The 17,375-nt window shown below is 67.1% G+C and carries 19 protein-coding genes; 5 read left to right on the top strand and 14 right to left on the bottom strand.

Features of this window, described 5'->3' with window-relative positions:
* From IPM73_15320 to IPM73_15300, 5 genes are all read right to left on the bottom strand, one after another.
* Complete coding sequence (locus IPM73_15320; protein MBK8919372.1) at positions 1 to 2,169, bottom strand: type IV pili methyl-accepting chemotaxis transducer N-terminal domain-containing protein; 2,169 nt, start codon at positions 2,167 to 2,169, stop codon at positions 1 to 3.
* Positions 2,170 to 2,203: 34 nt separating this feature from the next.
* Positions 2,204 to 2,716 (bottom strand): chemotaxis protein CheW, encoded by a 513-nt coding sequence (locus IPM73_15315; GenBank protein MBK8919371.1) that lies wholly within the window; start codon positions 2,714 to 2,716, stop codon positions 2,204 to 2,206.
* Between the two features lie 131 nt (positions 2,717 to 2,847).
* Positions 2,848 to 3,213, bottom strand: coding sequence for a response regulator (locus IPM73_15310; protein ID MBK8919370.1), 366 nt, complete (start codon positions 3,211 to 3,213; stop codon positions 2,848 to 2,850).
* A 29-nt stretch (positions 3,214 to 3,242) separates the two neighbouring features.
* Positions 3,243 to 3,602 (bottom strand): response regulator, encoded by a 360-nt coding sequence (locus IPM73_15305; GenBank protein ID MBK8919369.1) that lies wholly within the window; start codon positions 3,600 to 3,602, stop codon positions 3,243 to 3,245.
* A gap of 100 nt (positions 3,603 to 3,702) precedes the next feature.
* Positions 3,703 to 3,885: a rubredoxin gene (locus IPM73_15300; GenBank protein ID MBK8919368.1), complete on the bottom strand. Its 183-nt coding sequence runs from the start codon at positions 3,883 to 3,885 to the stop codon at positions 3,703 to 3,705.
* 92 nt (positions 3,886 to 3,977) lie between these two features.
* On the opposite strand from IPM73_15300, the gene IPM73_15295 reads away from it, so the two are divergent.
* From IPM73_15295 to sugE, 4 genes are read left to right on the top strand one after another with little or no spacing between them, the layout of a single operon-like run.
* The gene (locus tag IPM73_15295; protein ID MBK8919367.1) at positions 3,978 to 4,811 is read left to right on the top strand and encodes a hydroxymethylpyrimidine/phosphomethylpyrimidine kinase; all 834 of its coding nucleotides are present in this window, start codon (positions 3,978 to 3,980) and stop codon (positions 4,809 to 4,811) included.
* Positions 4,801 to 5,637, top strand: a complete 837-nt coding sequence (locus tag IPM73_15290) for a thiamine phosphate synthase (protein MBK8919366.1) — start codon at positions 4,801 to 4,803, stop codon at positions 5,635 to 5,637. Before IPM73_15295 ends, IPM73_15290 begins: the two co-directional genes overlap by 11 nt.
* The gene (gene hemL / locus IPM73_15285; GenBank protein MBK8919365.1) at positions 5,609 to 6,892 is read left to right on the top strand and encodes a glutamate-1-semialdehyde 2,1-aminomutase; all 1,284 of its coding nucleotides are present in this window, start codon (positions 5,609 to 5,611) and stop codon (positions 6,890 to 6,892) included. Before IPM73_15290 ends, hemL begins: the two co-directional genes overlap by 29 nt.
* The gene (gene sugE / locus IPM73_15280; GenBank protein MBK8919364.1) at positions 6,889 to 7,227 is read left to right on the top strand and encodes a quaternary ammonium compound efflux SMR transporter SugE; all 339 of its coding nucleotides are present in this window, start codon (positions 6,889 to 6,891) and stop codon (positions 7,225 to 7,227) included. The genes hemL and sugE overlap by 4 nt, the downstream gene beginning before the upstream one ends.
* On the opposite strand, the gene mgtE is transcribed toward sugE, so the two are convergent.
* The 9 genes from mgtE to IPM73_15235 form a co-directional block, all read right to left on the bottom strand.
* On the bottom strand, positions 7,219 to 8,661 hold the full coding sequence (gene mgtE, locus IPM73_15275) for a magnesium transporter (GenBank protein MBK8919363.1): 1,443 nt from the start codon (positions 8,659 to 8,661) through the stop codon (positions 7,219 to 7,221). The two genes, sugE and mgtE, sit on opposite strands and share 9 nt — an antisense overlap.
* Positions 8,662 to 8,722: 61 nt before the next feature.
* Complete coding sequence (gene mtgA, locus IPM73_15270) at positions 8,723 to 9,418, bottom strand: monofunctional biosynthetic peptidoglycan transglycosylase (GenBank protein MBK8919362.1); 696 nt, start codon at positions 9,416 to 9,418, stop codon at positions 8,723 to 8,725.
* On the bottom strand, positions 9,415 to 10,239 hold the full coding sequence (aroE, locus tag IPM73_15265) for a shikimate dehydrogenase (protein MBK8919361.1): 825 nt from the start codon (positions 10,237 to 10,239) through the stop codon (positions 9,415 to 9,417). Before aroE ends, mtgA begins: the two co-directional genes overlap by 4 nt.
* Positions 10,240 to 10,495: 256 nt before the next feature.
* Entirely contained in the window at positions 10,496 to 11,374 is an 879-nt protein-coding gene (locus IPM73_15260) for a TonB family protein (GenBank protein ID MBK8919360.1), read from the bottom strand.
* Positions 11,371 to 13,272 carry an RNB domain-containing ribonuclease gene (locus tag IPM73_15255; GenBank protein ID MBK8919359.1) on the bottom strand — a complete coding sequence of 634 codons (1,902 nt, stop codon included), beginning with the start codon at positions 13,270 to 13,272 and terminating at the stop codon, positions 11,371 to 11,373. Before IPM73_15255 ends, IPM73_15260 begins: the two co-directional genes overlap by 4 nt.
* 7 nt (positions 13,273 to 13,279) lie before the next feature.
* The gene (locus IPM73_15250; GenBank protein ID MBK8919358.1) at positions 13,280 to 13,852 is read right to left on the bottom strand and encodes an alpha/beta fold hydrolase; all 573 of its coding nucleotides are present in this window, start codon (positions 13,850 to 13,852) and stop codon (positions 13,280 to 13,282) included.
* A gap of 62 nt (positions 13,853 to 13,914) precedes the next feature.
* Positions 13,915 to 14,487, bottom strand: a complete 573-nt coding sequence (locus tag IPM73_15245) for a PEP-CTERM sorting domain-containing protein (protein ID MBK8919357.1) — start codon at positions 14,485 to 14,487, stop codon at positions 13,915 to 13,917.
* 147 nt (positions 14,488 to 14,634) lie between these two features.
* Entirely contained in the window at positions 14,635 to 15,459 is an 825-nt protein-coding gene (locus IPM73_15240; GenBank protein ID MBK8919356.1) for an undecaprenyl-diphosphate phosphatase, read from the bottom strand.
* A gap of 27 nt (positions 15,460 to 15,486) precedes the next feature.
* A complete protein-coding gene (locus IPM73_15235; protein MBK8919355.1) occupies positions 15,487 to 15,726 on the bottom strand; it encodes a YkgJ family cysteine cluster protein in 240 nt (79 codons plus the stop codon).
* 106 nt (positions 15,727 to 15,832) lie between these two features.
* Here IPM73_15235 and IPM73_15230 point away from each other — a divergent pair, with 106 nt between their 5' ends.
* Positions 15,833 to 17,074 (top strand): threonine ammonia-lyase, encoded by a 1,242-nt coding sequence (locus IPM73_15230; GenBank protein MBK8919354.1) that lies wholly within the window; start codon positions 15,833 to 15,835, stop codon positions 17,072 to 17,074.
* Positions 17,075 to 17,375 lie beyond the last annotated feature (301 nt).

Below are 17,375 nucleotides of genomic sequence, written 5' to 3'. Positions count from 1 at the left end.
TCAGTCCACCTTGAAGCCGGCGACGGAGCCCTTGAGTTCGTGGGCCAGGCTGGTGAGTTCGTCTACCGCTTCGGCGGTTTTCTGCGTACCGGCGGTGGTCTGCTCGGTGACGCGCAGGATGTCCTGCATGCGGCGTGCAACGCTGGTGGCGGAATCGGCCTGTTGTTGGGTCGAGGACGAAATGCTTTCGATCAGGCCGGCAAGGTTGCGCGAAACCTCGCCAATTTCCGCCAGGGCCTGACCGGCAGCGTCGGAAAGTTTGGCTCCTTCGACCACGCCCTGGGTCGATTGCTCCATGGCGGAAACGGCGTCCTGGGTGTCGGTCTGAATGGTCTTGACGATGGCTGCGATCTGCTTCGTCGCCTCGGCCGAGCGTTCGGCCAGGCGCTGCACTTCTTCAGCCACCACCGTGAAGCCCCGTCCCGCCTCACCGGCGGAGGCGGCCTGGATGGCGGCGTTCAAGGCCAGCACGTTGGTCTGTTCGGTAATGTCGGAAATCAGTTCCACGATTTCACCGATCTCCTGCGACGATTCACCCAGGCGCTTGATGCGCTTCGAGGTTTCCTGGATTTGCTCGCGGATTTCGTTCATGCCCTTGATGGAGTCCTGCACGGCAACGGCACCCTTTTCCGCAGCGGAGAGCGATTGCCGGGCCACCTGGGCCGACTGCCCGGCGTTGCCGGACACTTCGTTCATGGAGCGCGCCATGGACAGCGCCGAGTCGCCGGCTTCCTGAATTTCCTTGGATTGCTGTTCGGCGGCGGAGAGCAGTTCGTTCGAGGTGCGGCGGGCGATTTCGGTGGCGGCCGTCACCCGGGTGGCGGCGTCGTTGATCCGGCCGACCAGGACGCGCAGTTCCTCGATGGTGTAGTTGATCGAGTCGGCGATGGCGCCGGTGATGTTCTCGCTCACGGTGGCGGTGACGGTGAGGTCGCCGTCCGCCAGGTCGCCCAGTTCGTTCATGAGGCGCAGGATGGCTTCCTGGTTGTCGTGGTTCATCTGTTCCGACGACTGACGCTGGCGCTCGGCTTGGTCGGCCCGGTGCTCGGTATCGGCGAGGTAGGCCCGGGCGAGGAAATAAAGGCTGGCCAGGGCGAGCACCACAAGGACGACGAGGAAGGAAAGGTACATCCCACGGGACGACAGGTCGCGCTGATAGCCCTCGGCCAGGGCGTCGGTCGCCTTGAGGAGGTCGTCGCTCTCGCGGAAGATGCGCGAGCCGGCCTGCTTGGAGAGGACCAGGGGCTGCATATTGCCCAGGATGTTGCCGACCGCACCCTGGTAATCCTTGAAGGCGGCTTCCAGGGCGGCAAGCTTTTCCTTGGTGTCGGCGTCGTTGGCCGCGGAAAGGCGCAGGGACTCGCTGCCCTTCTGGAGCCCGGCCAGCAGGTCGCGGAAGGCGTTGGTGTCCTTGCCGAGAAGGAAGGCCACTTCCGGGTTGATCACGTCGCCCACCAACATGGCGGAGGCGTTCTTGGCGATGCGTTGCGTGAGCATCACGAGCTGGTTCGCCGCGGCGATTTCCCGGGCGCCCGTGGCGTTCTGCAGCTTGAGGGCGGCGACCTGTTCGGAAATGTCCAGCAGTTGCGGATTCTTGGCGTCGATGGTCGCCACGTCCTTGCCCAGATTGATCAGGTTCTTTTCCTGGGCGATCACCGCGGTGGCGTTTTTCTCGGTCTCGCCCCAAAGGGCTGCCAGGGCCTGGATTTCGGTCTGGACGGAACCCGGCGACGCCGGAACGCTGGTTTCGCCGATGGTGCCCCCGTTGCTCAGGCGATCCAGCAGGGTGGCGAAAGTGTCCTTGGAGTCCTTCAACTGGGCAAAGGCCGCGGGGTTGCCCTGCAGGGCCAGGGACGAGGCCTTGGCCAGCCGCTGGGACAGCATGCGCATTTCGCCGGCGGCGGTCACGTAGGCTGTGCCGTTGGCCGCGCGGTTGTTGTCCAGAAGAACCAGAACGATGATGGCCAGCAGCGTGGCGACGAAGACGCCGCCGAGTATCTTGATCTGCTGGGCCACCGGTCTGTCGGCGAGGAAGCCGGGCAGGGGAATCCCCCTGGCTGCGCCACGGCGGCCTGCACCGGCGCCCATCACCTCCGAGACGGTCATCTGCTCGGTAGGGGGGTTGGTGTTGCCCCGGCCCAGGGTCGGCAATTTGAAGCTGAAAGCCATCGTCTTCCTCCGCTGTAACGCTTGGTGTGTGTACTCAGACGCCTACGTTCATGAAATTCTCGTCGCCCAGCAGGTCGCGGACGGAGAGCTTGCGCCAGAGCTTGCCGTTGCCGTCATGGAAGCGCTGGGCCGCCCAGGAGGGCGCTCCAGGCTCCGCCTCGGCGGGCGTGAAATCGTCCAAATTCTTGAGGCCCAGCATGCGCCCGACCAGAATCGCCGCGTTGGAGCCGTGCTTGACGCCGACCAGGACCAGTCGGCTGTTGGCATTCTGCGGTGTGGGATCGCCGCCGCGGAACAGGGAAAAATCCGTCACCGAATAGAGACTGCCCCGGATATTGGCTAGTCCGGCGAAGGAGCGGCAGGTGAGCGGGACCGGGGTGAGCTTCGGCATCTGGACGACCTCGCCGGAGTCGGCGAGGTCGAGCAGCCAGTCCTCGGCACCGGCCCGAATCCCGAGCAGCGACGCCCCACCCTTGCCCTTGGCGGCGCTGGTCAGGCGCCCGGCCAGGTACTCCTGAAATTCCCGAAGGCTGGTTTTACGGGCCATGGATATCAGCAGGTCAGACGCACGGCGCCGGAATCGGCCCCTCCTCGCCCGCAGCGCGGGTGAGGGGTCGGGGGAGAGAGGGCGGGAATGACTGCAATGCTCATGACTCGGGGGGGTCTCCTTCAAGCCCCTCAGGGCAGGGCCGCGATCTTCTTCAGCAGTTCGTCGGCGTTGAGGGGCTTGACCAGATAATCCAGGGCACCCTGGCGCAGACCCCAGATCTTGTCGGTCTCCTGTCCCTTGGTGGTGCAGACGATGACGGGGATGCCCTTGGTCTCGTCGTCGCGGGTGAGGGTGCGGGTGGCCTGGTAGCCGTTGAGGCCCGGCATGACCACGTCCATGAGGATGAGGTCGGGTTTTTCCGCCTTGGCCTTGGCGATCCCTTCCTCGCCATTTTCGGCAATGCTGACCTGGTAGCCGTTCTTGGTCAGAAGATCGACGATGAAGAATCGTTCCGTGGGCGAGTCGTCGACCACCAGAATTCGCTTGACCGGCATGCTGTGCTCCGTGAGTTGCTGAATGGTTCTCAGCCTGCCGCCGTCGCGAATCCGGCGACGGTCTGCAACAGGCTGTCCTTGGTGAAGGGCTTGGTGAGGTACTGGTCCGACCCGACCATGCGGCCCCGGGCGCGGTCGAAAAGGCCGTCCTTGGACGACAACATGATGACCGGGGTGGCTTTGAAGCGGGCGTTCTTCTTGATGAGGGCGCAGGTCTGGTAGCCGTCCAGACGGGGCATCATGATGTCGCAGAAAATGACATTGGGTTGGTGGTCGGCGATCTTGGCCAGGGCGTCGAACCCGTCCTCTGCCAGCACCACCTGGCAGCCGGCCTGCACCAGAAAGATTTCGGCGCTGCGGCGAATGGTGTTGCTGTCGTCAATCACCATTACCTTTACGCCGCGCAGATTGACCGCGTCAGCCAAGTTTGTCCCCTGTGGGCGTCCGCCCTCTTTTTCGTGCCGTCATACTATCCAAGTCGGTGGCAAGCTACAAGGCGACCATCTCGAAATCGCTCTTCCGTGCGCCGCACTCCGGGCACACCCAGTTCATGGGGATGTCGTCCCAGCGGGTTCCGGGGGGAATGCCTTCCTGGGGCATTCCTGCCGCCTCGTCGTAGACGAAGCCGCAGGTCAGGCACATCCAGGTCTTGAGTTCGCTGTCGATGGTCATGGTCACCCCGGGTTTTCGGCTAAAATCGGCACAATCTTAAATAATCGGCGTCGGAAGCACCACGCCGGCAGCACGCCCAGCGGGCGAATGCAATGAATCCCACGCCTCCCCTCGTTCTCGTTTTCGCCGCCAGCGATCCCAGCTCCGGCGCCGGCTTGCAGGCCGACATCCTGACCCTGGCCAGTCTTGGCTGCCACCCCCTCACCGCCGTGACGGCCGTCACGGTGCAGGACACCGCCGGGGTCGAGAGCGTCCATCCCGTCGATGCCGACATTCTGGAGCGGCAGGCGCGCCGCGTGCTGGAGGATGTCCCGGTGGCCGCTTTCAAGATCGGTGTCCTGGGCAGTCTGGCCAACGTGGTGGCGGTGGCCGAGATCGTCTCCGATTACCCGGATGTGCCCCTGATTTTCGATCCCGTGCTGGCTTCGGGGCGGGGTGACGAACTGGCCGGGGAGGACATGATCGCCGCGCTGCGGGAACTGCTGCTGCCCCAGACCACGCTGCTGACGCCCAACGCGCCCGAAGCCCGCCGCCTGGCGGAGGGGGACGATGAAAGCGAACCCGACGCCGCGGAATGTGCACGCCGCCTCATCGCCTACGGCGCCCAGCATGTGCTGATTACCGGAACGCACGAAAACACCCTGCAGGTCGTCAATCGCCTCTACGGCGAGGGCGGTTTGCTGCGGCGCGACGTCTGGGAGCGCCTGCCGGGCAGCTACCACGGTTCGGGGTGCACCCTGGCCTCGGCCATCGCCGCCTGCATCGCCTCAGGTGCCAGCCTGGAGGACGCCGTGCGCGACGCCCAGGACTACACCTGGCGCACATTGGCCAACGCCTTCCGGCCGGGGATGGGCCAGTTCGTCCCGGACCGCCTGTTCTGGGCCCGGGACGACGGATCGTCCGCCACCGAGGCCGATGCGCCATGAGCGCGTGCGCGCACCCTCCCTCGGGGAGGATGTCCGGCAGGGGCAGGAGGGCGGTCCGCAGCGCGCCTGCTCGGCCGCCCGAAGGGCGTGCGCACCCTCCCTCGGGGAGGATGTCCCGCAGGGACAGGAGGGGCGTCCAGTGAGCGCCTCGTCACCGTTGCCGGGGAGCCGTGTCCTTCCCCTGCGCGGCCTCTACGCCATCACGCCGGAGTCGGCCGACGCCGGGAGCCTTTTCGTCGCAGTGGAAGCGGCGCTCCTGGGGGGCTGTCGCTGGCTGCAGTACCGCGACAAGCGGTCTGCGCCGCCGGAGCGCCGGCGGCGGGCCGAGGCGCTTCTTTCCCTGTGCCGCGCGTACGGCGCCGCCCTGATCGTCAATGACGACCTCGAACTCGCCGCAGCCGTGGGCGCGGCGGGCGTCCATCTGGGCCAGGGGGACGGCGACGCCGCCTTCGCCCGCCGTCGCCTGGGTTCCACCGCCATCGTCGGCGTCACCTGCCATGGGCGCTACGACCTCGCGCTGGCAGCCCGGGCCCGGGGGGCCGACTACGTCGCCTTCGGCGCCGTCTTTCCCTCGTCGACCAAACCCGCCGCGGAGGCTGCCCCCCTGGAACTTTTCACCCGCGCCCGGCAGGAACTGGGGACGCCCGCCTGTGCCATCGGCGGCATCACCCTGGACAACGCCCCGGCCGTCATCGCCGCCGGCGCCGACCTGCTGGCCGTCATCACCGATCTTTTCGCCGCCCAGGACATTGCTGCCCGGGCAGCCGCCTATCAACACCTGTTCGAGGAAACCGCCCATGAGCTCCCGCAACCAGCAACTCTTTGAACGCGCCCAGCGCCACATCCCCGGCGGCGTCAATTCGCCGGTGCGCGCCTTCCGCTCGGTGGGGGGCACCCCCTGCTTCTTCCAGAAGGCCCAGGGGCCGCGGGTGCAGGACGCCGACGGCAAGTGGTACACCGACTACGTGGGCTCCTGGGGGCCCATGATCCTCGGCCACGGCCACCCGGAGGTGTTGCGGGCGGTGACCGAGGCGGCCGCCGACGGCCTGTCCTTCGGCGCCCCCACCGAGCGTGAGGTGGAGATGGCCGACCTGCTCTGCGCGCTGGTGCCGTCCATGGACATGGTGCGCCTGGTCTCCTCCGGCACCGAGGCCACCATGAGCGCCATCCGCCTGGCCCGGGGCTACACCGGCCGCGACCTGCTCATCAAGTTCGAGGGCTGCTACCACGGCCATTCCGACAGCCTTCTGGTGAAGGCCGGCTCGGGGGCGCTCACCTTCGGCAACCCGTCTTCCGGCGGCGTCCCCGCCGACCTCGCCCAGCACACGATGGTGCTGGCGTACAACGACCCGCAGCAACTGGCCGACGCCTTCGCCGGCCACGGCACGCGCATCGCGGCGGTGATCGTCGAGCCGGTGGTGGGCAACATGAACCTCATCGCCCCGGCGCCGGAATTCCTCAGGGCCATGCGTGAGCTGACCGCCCAACACGGCGCCGTGCTCATCTTCGACGAGGTGATGACCGGTTTCCGCGTCGGCCTGAAGAGCGCCCAGGGCCACTTTGGCATCACGCCGGACCTGTCCACCTTCGGCAAGGTCATCGGCGGCGGCATGCCGGTGGGGGCCTTCGGCGGCAAGCGGGAGATCATGGAAAAGATCGCCCCCCTGGGGCCGGTGTATCAGGCGGGTACGCTTTCCGGCAATCCGGTGGCGGTGGCCGCCGGCCTCGCCACACTCAAACTGGTCCAGGCGCCGGGCTTCTACGAGGCCCTCACCGCCAGGACCAAGGCCCTGTGCGACGGTCTGGTCGCAGCCGCCAGGAAGCACGGCGTCGCCTTCGCCGCCCAGAACGTCGGCGGCATGTTCGGGCTCTACTTCGCCGAAGCCTGCCCGGCCACCTACGATGCCGTGCTGGCTTGCGACAAGGAAGCCTTCAACCGCTTCTTCCACGCCATGCTGGACGCCGGGCACTACTTCGCCCCCTCGGCCTTCGAGGCGGGCTTCGTCTCCGCGGCCCACAGCGACGCCGACATTGCCGGCACCGTGGCGGCGGCGGAGGCCTGGTTCGCCACCTTCAAGTGAGCAGCGGCACCGCCTGGGCCGTTCTGTTCCTGGCCGGCCTTTGCGAAGTCGGCTGGGCGGTGGGCCTGAAATACAGCGAGGGGTTCAGCCGCCTCGGCCCCAGCGTGGCCACCCTGGCCGCCATGGTGGCCAGCGTCGTGCTGCTGGGCTGGTCCTTGAAGGTGCTGCCCCTGGGCACCGCCTACGCCGTATGGACCGGCATCGGCGCTGTGGGCACGGCCCTGTTGGGCATGGCCCTGTTCGGCGAATCCCGGGAAGTGGCCCGGCTGGTGTGCATCGGCCTCATCGTGGCCGGCATCGTCGGGCTCAAATGGGTGACCCCCGCCTCACATTAGGAAGAGTGTCGCCAGCCCCAGGAAAATGAAGAAGCCGCCGGAGTCGGTGAGGGCGGTGATCATGACCGAGCCGCCCACGGCCGGGTCGGCGCCCAGGCGTTGGCGCAGGAGGGGAATGCCGACGCCGGCGCTGGCGGCGAGCAGGAGATTGAGGGTCATGGCGGCGGTCATGACCAGGCCAAGTTTCAAGCTGCCGTAGAGCCACCAGGCGGCGATGCCCAGAAGGCCGCCCCAGATCAGGCCGTTGATGAGGGCGACGCCCAGTTCCTTGCGCAGCAGTCGCCGGGCGGCGTCGGGCTGCACCTGGCCCATGGCGATGGCGCGCACGATCATGGTGATGGTCTGGTTGCCCGAATTGCCGCCGATGCCGGCGACGATGGGCATGAGGGCGGCCAGGGCCACCAGTTTTTCGATGGAGCCTTCGAAAGCGCCGATGACGCGGGAGGCGACGAAGGCGGTGACCAGGTTGATGGCCAGCCAGGACCAGCGGTTCTTCACCGAATCCCACACCGAGGCGAAGATGTCTTCCTCTTCCTTCAGGCCGGCCTGGGCCAGTTGTTCGCTTTCGGCCTCTTCGCGGATCACATCCACCACGGTATTGACGGTCACCCGGCCGACCAGCTTGCTTTCCGGATCGACGACGGGTGCCGAGACCAGATCGTAGCGTTCGAAGGCCTTGGCTGCTTCTTCGGCGAAATCGTCGGGTTCCAGTTCGATGAAGTCGGTCTGCATCAGGGTGCCGACCTCGGTCTCCGGGTCATTGACCAGCAGGATGTTGAGGGGCAGCACGCCCTTGAGCTGATCTTCCCGGTCCACCACGAAAAGCTGGTCGGTGTGGTCGGGCAATTCGTCGAACAGGCGCAGGTAGCGCAGGACCACTTCCAGGGTCACGTCCTCGCGCACCGTGACCATGTCGAAGTCCATGATGGCGCCGACCGAATCGTCGGGGTAGGACATGGCCGAGCGCAGTTGCTCCCTTTCCTCCACCGAGAGGGACTTGAAAACGTCGGCGATGACTTCCTGGGGCAGGTCAGGGGCCAGGTCGGCCAGTTCATCGGTGTCCAGGGTCTCGGCGGCAGCCACCAGTTCGGTGCGCTCCATCGAGTCGATGAGGCTTTCCCGGACCGCGTCCGAGACTTCCAGCAGGATTTCCCCTTCCCGCTCGACCTTGACCAGATCCCAGGCGATGAGGCGCTCGTCCGGCGGCAGGGCCTCCAGGACGTAGGCCACGTCGGCCGGATGCATGGGCTCCAGCTTCTTCTGCAGTTCGACCAGATTCTGGCGGTGCACCAGCCCTTCGACCAGGTCGTGCTGGGGCATTTCCTGGCGATGCACCAGATCCTCCACCAGCTTGTGCCGGGCAAGCAGGGACTGCACCTCGGCGAGGCGCTCCTGCAGGTCTTCGGTATCGGTGAGGGGGGAGTCTTCGCTCATGGCGCGCCGCCGCTGGGGAGCCGGAATTCTAGCACCGGCGCAGGGGCGTCCGGGCCGATGCTCAGGGCAATTCGGCGGCCGGCATGCGAGCCAGGATGATGGCTGCCTTGCGCCCGAGACCGGGCGCATTGCGGTTGTGGTCGTAGAAGCGGGGGTTGGGGACCATGCCGGCCAGCCGCGCTGCCTGTTCCGGCGCAAGCTGGGCGGCGGGAATGCCGAAATAGTGGCGGGCGGCGGCCTCGGCGCCGAAAACGCCGTTCCCCCACTCGATGACGTTGAGGTACACCTCGAAAATGCGCCGCTTGCTCCAGCAGGATTCGATCATCAGCGTCACCACGGCTTCCTCGGCCTTGCGCAGCATGGACTTCTGCGGGGAGAGGAAGAGGTTCTTGGCCAGTTGTTGGGTGATGGTCGATCCGCCGGCGACGATACGGCCCCTTTTCTGGTTCTTCTCCAGGGCCTTCTGGATGCCTTCCCAGTCGAAGCCTTCGTGATCGACGAACTTGGCGTCCTCGGCCGCGATGATGGCCCGTTTGAGATGGGGCGAAATGCGCTCGTAGGGCACCCAGGCCTTCTGCAACTGGGCTTCCGGGCGCTTCTGGCCCAGTTCGGCCAGCCGGATTTCCATGAATCGCGTGCTGCCCGGGTTGAACTGGCTCCAGAAGAGCACCCAGCCCAGGAGCCAGAGCTGATAGATCAGGACGACGCCCAGGACACCCAGGACGCCGAGCTTGAGCCCATGGCCCAGGCGCCTCATGCAGCGGCGAGCCGGGCGCGCAGGTCGGCCAGGACCGGAGCCGTGTCGGGACGCAGGCCCCGCCAGTGCAGGAAGGCCTCCGCCGCCTGTTCGACCAGCATGCCCAGGCCGTCGGCCCCCCGGGCGGCGCCCAGGGCGCGGGCGGCAAGGAGGAAGGGCGTCTCGTCGCGGCCGTACATCATGTCGTAGGCCAGGGCGCCGGGGGCATAGCTGCCGGGGGGAAGGGCGAGGGATTCTCCGGCCAGGCTCGCCGCCGTGGCGTTGATGACCAGGTCGAAACTGCCCCGGATTTCGCCCAGCCCGTGGCCGGAAACCTCGCCGTGGGGGGAGAAGAGCCGCGCCAGTTCATGGGCCCGGACGGGGTTGCGATTGGCGATGAAGAGTTGCGCGACGCCCGCGTCGAGAAGGGGGCCGGCCACGCCCCGGGCGGCGCCCCCCGCCCCCAGGAGGAGCACGCGGCGGCCGGCCAGGGCAAAGCCCAGGTTGCCCTGCAGGTCGGCCACCAGACCGGCCCCGTCGGTGTTGTCCCCGGCGATGCCTTCGGCGTCGAAGCTCAACGTATTGACCGCCCCCGCCCGGACGGCACGGGGCGAAAGGCGGGTGGCAAGGCGGTGCGCCTCCTCCTTGAAAGGCACCGTGACATTGGCCCCGCGGCCGCCGGTGGCCGCAAATTCGCCCACGGCACGGGCAAAGCCGTCCAGGGGGGCAAGAATGGCCTCGTAGCGGATGGCTTGGTGCGTCTGCGCGGCGAAAGCCGCGTGGATGGCCGGCGACTTGGAGTGGCCGATGGGATTGCCAAAAACGGCGTAACGGTCGGTCATGGGGGGGGTGGGGCGGCGTTGTGCGGGATCTGGAACGATACGGGGCCCCCCCCCCCCCCCCCCCCCCCCCCCCCCCCCCCCCCCCCCCCCCCCCCCCCCCCCCCCCCCCCCCCCCCCCCCCCCCCCCCCCCCCCCCCCCCCCCCCCCCCCCCCCCTTTTCCTTCCCTAACAGCGGGTGGAGTTTTCGGTGCAGGCGAACCCGGGCGTTGCCTGGGTTAAGCGCAGCGGCCGGAGCCAAAAACGGCGTAACGGTCGGTCATCGTGCCTTGGACTCCAGGCTGTCTCCCTGAGTGAAGTACCAGATGCGCGTCACATCCAGGATGTCGGTATCGCGGCGGATTTCCGGCGGGAAGGCGGCGTAGGGGGAGGCCATCTGGACGATGCGCCGTGCGGCGTCATCGAGAACCTTGTGGCCGGAGGATCGGCTGATGTCGATGTGTGCGACGCTGCCGTCGGCCAGGATAGAGACCGTCATGACCAGGGAGCCGTAGAGTTTGCCGCGGGCTGCATCCGGGTAGTTGAGGGTGCCGACCCGCTCGACCTTCTGGCGCCAATCCTCGATGTACTGGGCAAAACGGTATTCCTCGGCCCGGGCGCCGATGAAGCGCCGCCGGGGCCGCTTGCTGTATTCGTCCACCGACTTGCTGATTTCGCCTTCCAGGCGGGCCATGGCCCGGGCGGCTTCGACCAGGTCGAGGCCGGTGGCGTTGGGGGCCGTGTTGCGCTCCTCGCCGGGGGGCGTCACCGTGGCGCTCCTCAGGGTGCGGGCCTCGCTCAACAGTTGCTGCTGACGCGCCTCCAGTTCCTGCACCCGGCGCTGCATCTGCTCCACGTCGCTGCCGGCGGTCTGCTGCCGGGTCGGCGGCAGGGGAGTCTTGGCGCGGCGGTTTTCGTCGGTGTTGCCCCCGCCGTCCAGATTGCTCTGAGCCAGGGCCTGGGGATCCTTGGGCTTGGTAGCGGACTTGGCATTGACCAGGATGATGTCCAGGGCCTTCTCGCGCACGGCGCGAGAGGCTTCGGGAAACTGGAAGTGCAAGGCGAGCAGCGCGGCGTGCAGCGCCAGGGAAATCCCGATCGCCAGGGCCAGACGCCGCGACTCCGCGGGCGGTGGCGAGGCGATCAGAAGGGCGCTCATTGCTCCTCGTCCTCCTCCGCTTCCGCGGCGTTGCGGGCGGCCAGGATTTCGACGAAGCGGCAAGTGAGCTCTGGCCCCAGCAGGTCCAGGGTGTCGATGGCCAGGAGAACCTGCTGTCCGGGAAGGAGATCGGCGGGCAGCGAGGCGACCCGCAACAGCAGCGGCAGGTGGTCGAGCTTGACCAGTTGTTCGCGGCGCACCGTGGCGACCAGGGTCGTGACTGCGCGCTGCTGCAGCCAGCGCAGGCACCAGTAGCGCTCCATCAGGCGCTGGAACTCGGCGTAGGCAGCGTAGGTGAGTTCGAAGTCGCGCAGGGCGGCGAAGAGTTCGGCGGACTTCTGGGCAAAGGCCGGCGTCTCCCCCTTGAGGCAGGCGATGAGTTGCCACTGATTGACCAGGTCGCAGTAGCGGCGGAGCGGCGAGGTCATCCAGGCGTATTGCGGCACGCCCAGGCCCTCGTGGGGCAACGGCGAAGTGGTCATGCGCACCTTGCCCTGAGTCTGGGCGCGGTACAGGCAGGCGATGTTCTTTTCTGCCAGCAGGCCACCCCAGGTGGCATTGGCGACGATCATCAGCTCCGCCACCAATTTATCCAGGGGACTGCCGCGCTTCCTTTCGCTGATGTCGACGGTGCAGGCGTCGGGGTTGCCCAGGTCGCCCTGGATGGCGAAGTTGTAATCGTTGATGCCCTGGGTGGCCGAGGGCTTGCCGCGGCGGCCTTCGCAGGCGTTGGCGAAGTGCCAGAGGTGCAGCAGTTCGTCCTTGAAGGGCTGGTCGGGCAGGGGGCCGCCGACGGTCTCGGCGTTGAACCAGGGTTCGACTTCATGGTGGCGCAGGTTGGCGGCGATGGGCACCCGCTCCAGGCGCGATTCGTGGCTGAGGATTTCGAGGGACTCGCTCACCGTCAGATAGAGCGAGACCGCCGGGCAGTCGCAGCCGCCGGCCAGGGTGTAGTTCTGCACCACGGCGTCGGGCAGCATGGTGATCTTGTTGCCGGGCATGTAGACGGTGGACAGGCGCGCCCGCGCCACGCCGTCCAGGGGGGAGCCGTGTGCTATGGCCAGGCCGGGGGCGGCGATGTGGATGCCGATGCGGGTGCCGATGCCGGGCAGCCGGGTCACCGACAGGGCATCGTCGATCTCGGTGGTCTCGGCGTCGTCGATGGAAAAGGCGCGTACGTCGGCCCGGGGCAGGTCGTCGGGGGCGGCAGGGGCTTCCAGGGCGGGGAAGCCGGTTCCCCTGGGAAACTGCTCGTGCAGGAATCGCCTGTAGTGCAGGTGGTAGGCCGAGGAAATGGCGCCGCACTTGAACAGCAGTTGGGCGGCGGAAAGGCCGGTGTCGGCGCAGGCGGCTTCGAAGGCCTTGGTTTCCGGCTTGTTGCGGTCGGGGGCGTAGAGCAGGGCGTCGCTCAAGGCGCCTATTTCCGGCGGCAGGCGGAAGGCCTTCAGTTCCCCGATCCAGCCCTCGATGGTGAGCGCTTGCTGACGCTTTTTTTCAAGACCGGCCAGAGCAGCCGCGAGAATGTCGGGAGGAGCCTTGCGGAAACGGCCCTTGCCTTTGCGATGGAAGTAGATGGGCGCTGCCTGGAGGGCAAGCAGCACCGCCGACGCTTCGACCGGCGCAGGGTCGTGGCCGTAGTAGTCGCGGGCAAAATCCACAAACGAAAACTCGCCGTCATTGACGCACTCCCAGAGGAATTCGGGTTCCATTGCGGCGGCAAGCGGTTCCGCCTGCTCGAGGAGCGCGCTCGCCCCGGGCTTGTCGAACCGCAGCAGCACCGCCGCCGCCTTGATCTTGCTGCGCTTCCCCGACGCCATCTCGACCTGCAACGACGTGTCGTTGTCGGCCAGGAGGGTGCCGGTCTTGAAGCTTCCTTCGTCTTCGAACAATACGTGCATCGCGGGATTATATCCCGGCACGAACTCCAGCGAACTCAAGGATTTGCGTGATGAATCCGGGAAATTGCGTGAAGCTGTGATCGCCCCCGGGGAGGACGATCTGGTGGCAGCCGGCGTAGTGCTCCGTCGCCTGCCGATAATCGAGAACTTCGTCGCCGGTTTCGACCAGCAGGAGGTAACGGCGAGGGTCGGGATGCTCCACGCACTGGGCGGCCAGTTGGGCGGCGTGCGCCACGGTGAAGCTGAAGCGCTCGCCGCTGTGGAAATTGGCGTGCTCGCCCAGAAAGCGGGCGGGGTCGAGGCGGCTGACCACGGCGGGGTTGATGAGCACTGCGCGCAGATCGTGCTTTTCGGCCAGCCAGGTGGCGTAGTGTCCGCCCAGGGAACTCCCCACCAGGGTCACGGGGCGAGGGGCCGTGCGGAGAAGAGACTCCGCAAGGGCCATGGCCTCCGCAGGCAGGGGCGAGAGCGCCGGGCAGAGAAAATCATTGCCCAGACCCCGCTCGGCAAAGGCCTGGGCCAAAAGGCGGGCCTTCCAGGAGTCGGGGGAGGAGCAGAAGCCGTGCAGGTAGAGGATCACCGCCGGAGGCCGCAAAAAACAATCCCGCCGGAGCGGGACTGTCGTTTCAGGCAAGGTGCCGGTCAGGGCTTCTGGCGGCGGCGCATGCTCCCAAGGCCGGCCAGGGCGATTCCGGCCAGAGCCAGGGCGCCCGGCTCCGGGACGCTCACAGGGGTGCCGCTGTATTCGATGATGTAGCCCACGCGGTAATCAGGGAAGGAGGGCAGACCGATGTCGTTCCAACTGCCGTCGCCCCCCCAGTTGATGACCACGTCGTCTTCGCCGCTGCAGCAATCGTTCGGTTCGCCCCCCGACCAGAAGGTGAAGCCGAAGGCGCTGCCAGATTCGGGGCCATTGACCCAGGTGAAGCTGCCCTCGGTGCCGCGGTCGTTGCCGCCCAGCCAGGCGGTGAGGTTGCTCACGGAACTGAAAATGAAATTCTGCTCGGCCAGGGAGGTCACCGTCGCGACATAACCGGTCATGCCGAGGTGGCTGCGGCCCGCCGCGTCGGCCAGGGCTTCGTCCTGCGTGAAGCCGCCGCTGGTGTTGTTGATGTAATCGTAATAGTGGCCATTGAAAAACTGGGGAGCGGCCTGGGCGGACAGGGTGCAGACAAATCCGGCGGTGGCGAGAGCGAGGCGCAGCGTATTTTTCATGAGATCTCCGGTTGGCATTGCGGTGCGGAATGCCTAGCCATATTCATGCCATGTGCCACAGGTTACTGATTTTGAGTATCTTCCCGCCCGGGCCAGGCTTGCCCTCCAGGACGCCGTGTCAAATTCTCCGACAGCGTCGTCCGCCGCTCAACGGGCGGCCCACTCGACCCAGCCCAACTGCCAGGTGGCCAGTACGAGGAGGCCGAAGGCGATGCGGTACCAGGCGAAGACGGTGAAATCGTGATGCGAGACATAACGCAGCAGGGCCTTGACCGTCAGCATGGCGGCGACGAAGGAGGCGACGAAGCCGACGGCGAAGACCGGCAGGTCGGCCAGGCGCAGCAGTTGCCAGTTCTTGTAGACGTCGTAGGTGGTCGCCGCGAACATGGTCGGGATGGCCAGGAAGAAGGAAAACTCGGTAGCCGTCTTGCGCGACAGTCCGAAAATCAGGCCGCCCATGATGGTCGCCCCCGAGCGGGAAACGCCGGGGAACATGGCCGCGGCCTGGGCGAAGCCGACCTTGAGGGCGTCTTGCCACGTCATGTCTTCGACGCTGGTGACCCGGGGGTGATAGGCCTTGCGTTCGATGAACAGGATCAGGAAGCCGCCGCAGATCAGGGCCGCTGCCACCGTCAAGGGATTGAACAGATGCGTCTTGATGGCACTGTGAAACAGAAGTCCCAGCACTGCCGCCGGCAGGAAGCCGACGACCAGCAGGCCGGCAAAACGTTGCTGGACCGGGTCGGACCCCAGGCCGCCCAGGGCCTTGCCGATGCGCTCGCGGAAGTCCCAGCAGACTGCGAGGATGGCGCCGAGCTGAACGACGATCTTGAATACCTTGCTCTGCTCGTCCGTGTATCCCAGCAGGCTGCCCACGATGATCAGATGGCCGGTGGACGACACCGGGAGGAATTCGGTCAGCCCCTCGACGATGCCGAGAATGAGGGCCTTGAGCAGCAGCAGGGGATCCATGGGGGCTCCGTTCGGGGAGGCGGCATTCTATCCCGGATGCGTTGCCGTCTCCAGCGCCTGCAGCCAGCCGAGGGCGTATTCCCGGGACGTGCCGCACATTTCGGGCGAGGGCTGCAGCCCGGAGCAGCAGGCCGGGCGTTCCGGCCGGCCGAAGAGTCCGCAGCGCAAGGCCGCGTCGAGATGTGGGCAGGGGTCTCCCGCCGGCTTGTGCAGGGAGCTGATGGAGGGGGCAATGCAGCAGGCTGCGCAGCCGGGGCGGCAATCCATGGGGTGGCCTGCAGGAGAAAAGCGCCATTGTCGACGATCCGCCATGCCTTTATCTGCGGCGGCAAAGGATTTACGCTTGCTGCACGTCCTCGTGCCGGAAGTGACCATGCCTGCTCTTGCCGCATTGCCCGACCTGCCTGCGCTCCGCGCAGCCCGCCAGTCGATCTCCGGGACCGTGCTGACCACGCCCCTGTGGGGCAACGAACCGCTGGCGCGGGAATTTGGCGCCCCCATCCACCTCAAGCTGGAAAACCTCCAGCGTACCGGGTCCTTCAAGCTGCGCGGCGCTGCTCACAAGATCGCCTGCCTGTTGGGGCGGGGCGAGGGCGGCAGCGGCGTGGTGGCGGCTTCTGCCGGGAACCATGCCCAGGGTGTGGCGCGGGCCGCCCGGGAGGCGGGGCTGGCGGCTACCGTCGTCATGCCGCTCGACGCGCCCCTGACCAAGATCGAGGCCTGTCGCAGCCTGGGGGCGAAGGTCGTACTGGAGGGGAGCAATCTGGAAGAGGCGCGGCGGGTCGCCGAGGCCATTGCCGCCCAGAGCGGCGCCAGCCTCATCCACGCCTACGACGACTGGGAAATCATCGCCGGTCAGGCGAGTGTCGGCCTGGAAATCCTCGAAGCCCTGCCGGAGACGGCCCAGATCGTCGTCCCCCTGGGCGGGGGCGGGCTGCTGGCCGGCATCGCCCTGGCGGTCAAGCTGCAACGGCCGGACGTCCGCCTGGTGGGGGTCCAGACCGACGCCGTCGCCCCCTGGCGGCACTTCCTGGCCGATGGCGGCATCGACCCGGTGCCGGCCGACGCCCACACCATCGCCGACGGCATCCGCGTCAAGCTGCCGGGCCGGCTCACCCGCCAGGTCATCGCCAGGCACGTGGACGCCATCGTCACCGTGGACGACGAGGCCATCGCCGAAGCCATGGTGCGACTCCTGGAGCGCACCCGCACCCTGGGCGAAGGGGCCGGCGCCGTCGGCCTCGCCGCCCTCATGCGCGGCCTGGTGCCCCTGGCCGCCGACCGCCCGACCGTGGTGGTGATCAGCGGCGGCAACGCCGACATGACCCTCATCGGCCGCAGCATCGACTATGGTCTGGCCAGCAGCGGCCGGTTGTTGAGCATCGCCGTGCGCGTCCCCGACACCCCGGGCCGCCTGGCCGGCATCCTCGGGCTGGTGGCCGAGCACGGCATGAACGTTCGCCACGTCGAGCACCGAAGGGGGGAATTGCATGTTCCCGTCGGCATGACCGAGATCATCCTGCAGATGGAAACCCGCGATGCCACCCACCAGGAGGAGTTGATCGAGCATTTTGGACGCCAGGGGCTGGCGGTGCGGCGGCTGGGGGGCGGTTGAAAGAAGCGTAACTTCCGCTGCCGGTCATATCAATTGAACGAGTTGCCCTTGCCAAGGGGATTGCAGCGTGCTCGCCTGGGGTGATTGCCGGGAACCCGCGAACTGGTCAGCGTACGTTTCCGCTCCATCATTGCTTACCGGCAGCGCGGCGAGGAGGTCGAGATTCTGCTCGTGGTCCATACCCCGCGCCCCTGGCCGGAGCCGTTGCCGTCGCGGCCGTAGTCCTGGCAGCCGAGTAGAGGACCGCTGAACATCCGCGCTTCCTTCGACATGCCCCACCTGCGTCCCGTCGAAGGGAATT

The sequence above is a fragment of the Betaproteobacteria bacterium genome (genome assembly GCA_016720065.1).
GTDB lineage: Bacteria > Pseudomonadota > Gammaproteobacteria > Burkholderiales > Rhodocyclaceae > SSSZ01.
This window is presented reverse-complemented; position numbering and strand designations above follow the sequence as displayed.

Coding starts and splice junctions, on each gene's coding strand:
- IPM73_15255 (MBK8919359.1), bottom strand. CDS start 13,272: ATGCACGTATTGTTCGAAGACGAAGGAAGCTTCAAGACCGGCACCCTC.
- hemL (MBK8919365.1), top strand. CDS start 5,609: ATGAGCTCCCGCAACCAGCAACTCTTTGAACGCGCCCAGCGCCACATC.
- mgtE (MBK8919363.1), bottom strand. CDS start 8,661: ATGAGCGAAGACTCCCCCCTCACCGATACCGAAGACCTGCAGGAGCGC.
- IPM73_15230 (MBK8919354.1), top strand. CDS start 15,833: ATGCCTGCTCTTGCCGCATTGCCCGACCTGCCTGCGCTCCGCGCAGCC.
- IPM73_15290 (MBK8919366.1), top strand. CDS start 4,801: ATGCGCCATGAGCGCGTGCGCGCACCCTCCCTCGGGGAGGATGTCCGG.
- IPM73_15295 (MBK8919367.1), top strand. CDS start 3,978: ATGAATCCCACGCCTCCCCTCGTTCTCGTTTTCGCCGCCAGCGATCCC.
- mtgA (MBK8919362.1), bottom strand. CDS start 9,418: ATGAGGCGCCTGGGCCATGGGCTCAAGCTCGGCGTCCTGGGTGTCCTG.
- IPM73_15300 (MBK8919368.1), bottom strand. CDS start 3,885: ATGACCATCGACAGCGAACTCAAGACCTGGATGTGCCTGACCTGCGGC.
- IPM73_15240 (MBK8919356.1), bottom strand. CDS start 15,459: ATGGATCCCCTGCTGCTGCTCAAGGCCCTCATTCTCGGCATCGTCGAG.
- IPM73_15235 (MBK8919355.1), bottom strand. CDS start 15,726: ATGGATTGCCGCCCCGGCTGCGCAGCCTGCTGCATTGCCCCCTCCATC.
- IPM73_15245 (MBK8919357.1), bottom strand. CDS start 14,487: ATGAAAAATACGCTGCGCCTCGCTCTCGCCACCGCCGGATTTGTCTGC.
- IPM73_15315 (MBK8919371.1), bottom strand. CDS start 2,716: ATGGCCCGTAAAACCAGCCTTCGGGAATTTCAGGAGTACCTGGCCGGG.
- IPM73_15310 (MBK8919370.1), bottom strand. CDS start 3,213: ATGCCGGTCAAGCGAATTCTGGTGGTCGACGACTCGCCCACGGAACGA.
- IPM73_15320 (MBK8919372.1), bottom strand. CDS start 2,169: ATGGCTTTCAGCTTCAAATTGCCGACCCTGGGCCGGGGCAACACCAAC.
- aroE (MBK8919361.1), bottom strand. CDS start 10,239: ATGACCGACCGTTACGCCGTTTTTGGCAATCCCATCGGCCACTCCAAG.
- IPM73_15260 (MBK8919360.1), bottom strand. CDS start 11,374: ATGAGCGCCCTTCTGATCGCCTCGCCACCGCCCGCGGAGTCGCGGCGT.
- IPM73_15305 (MBK8919369.1), bottom strand. CDS start 3,602: ATGGTGATTGACGACAGCAACACCATTCGCCGCAGCGCCGAAATCTTT.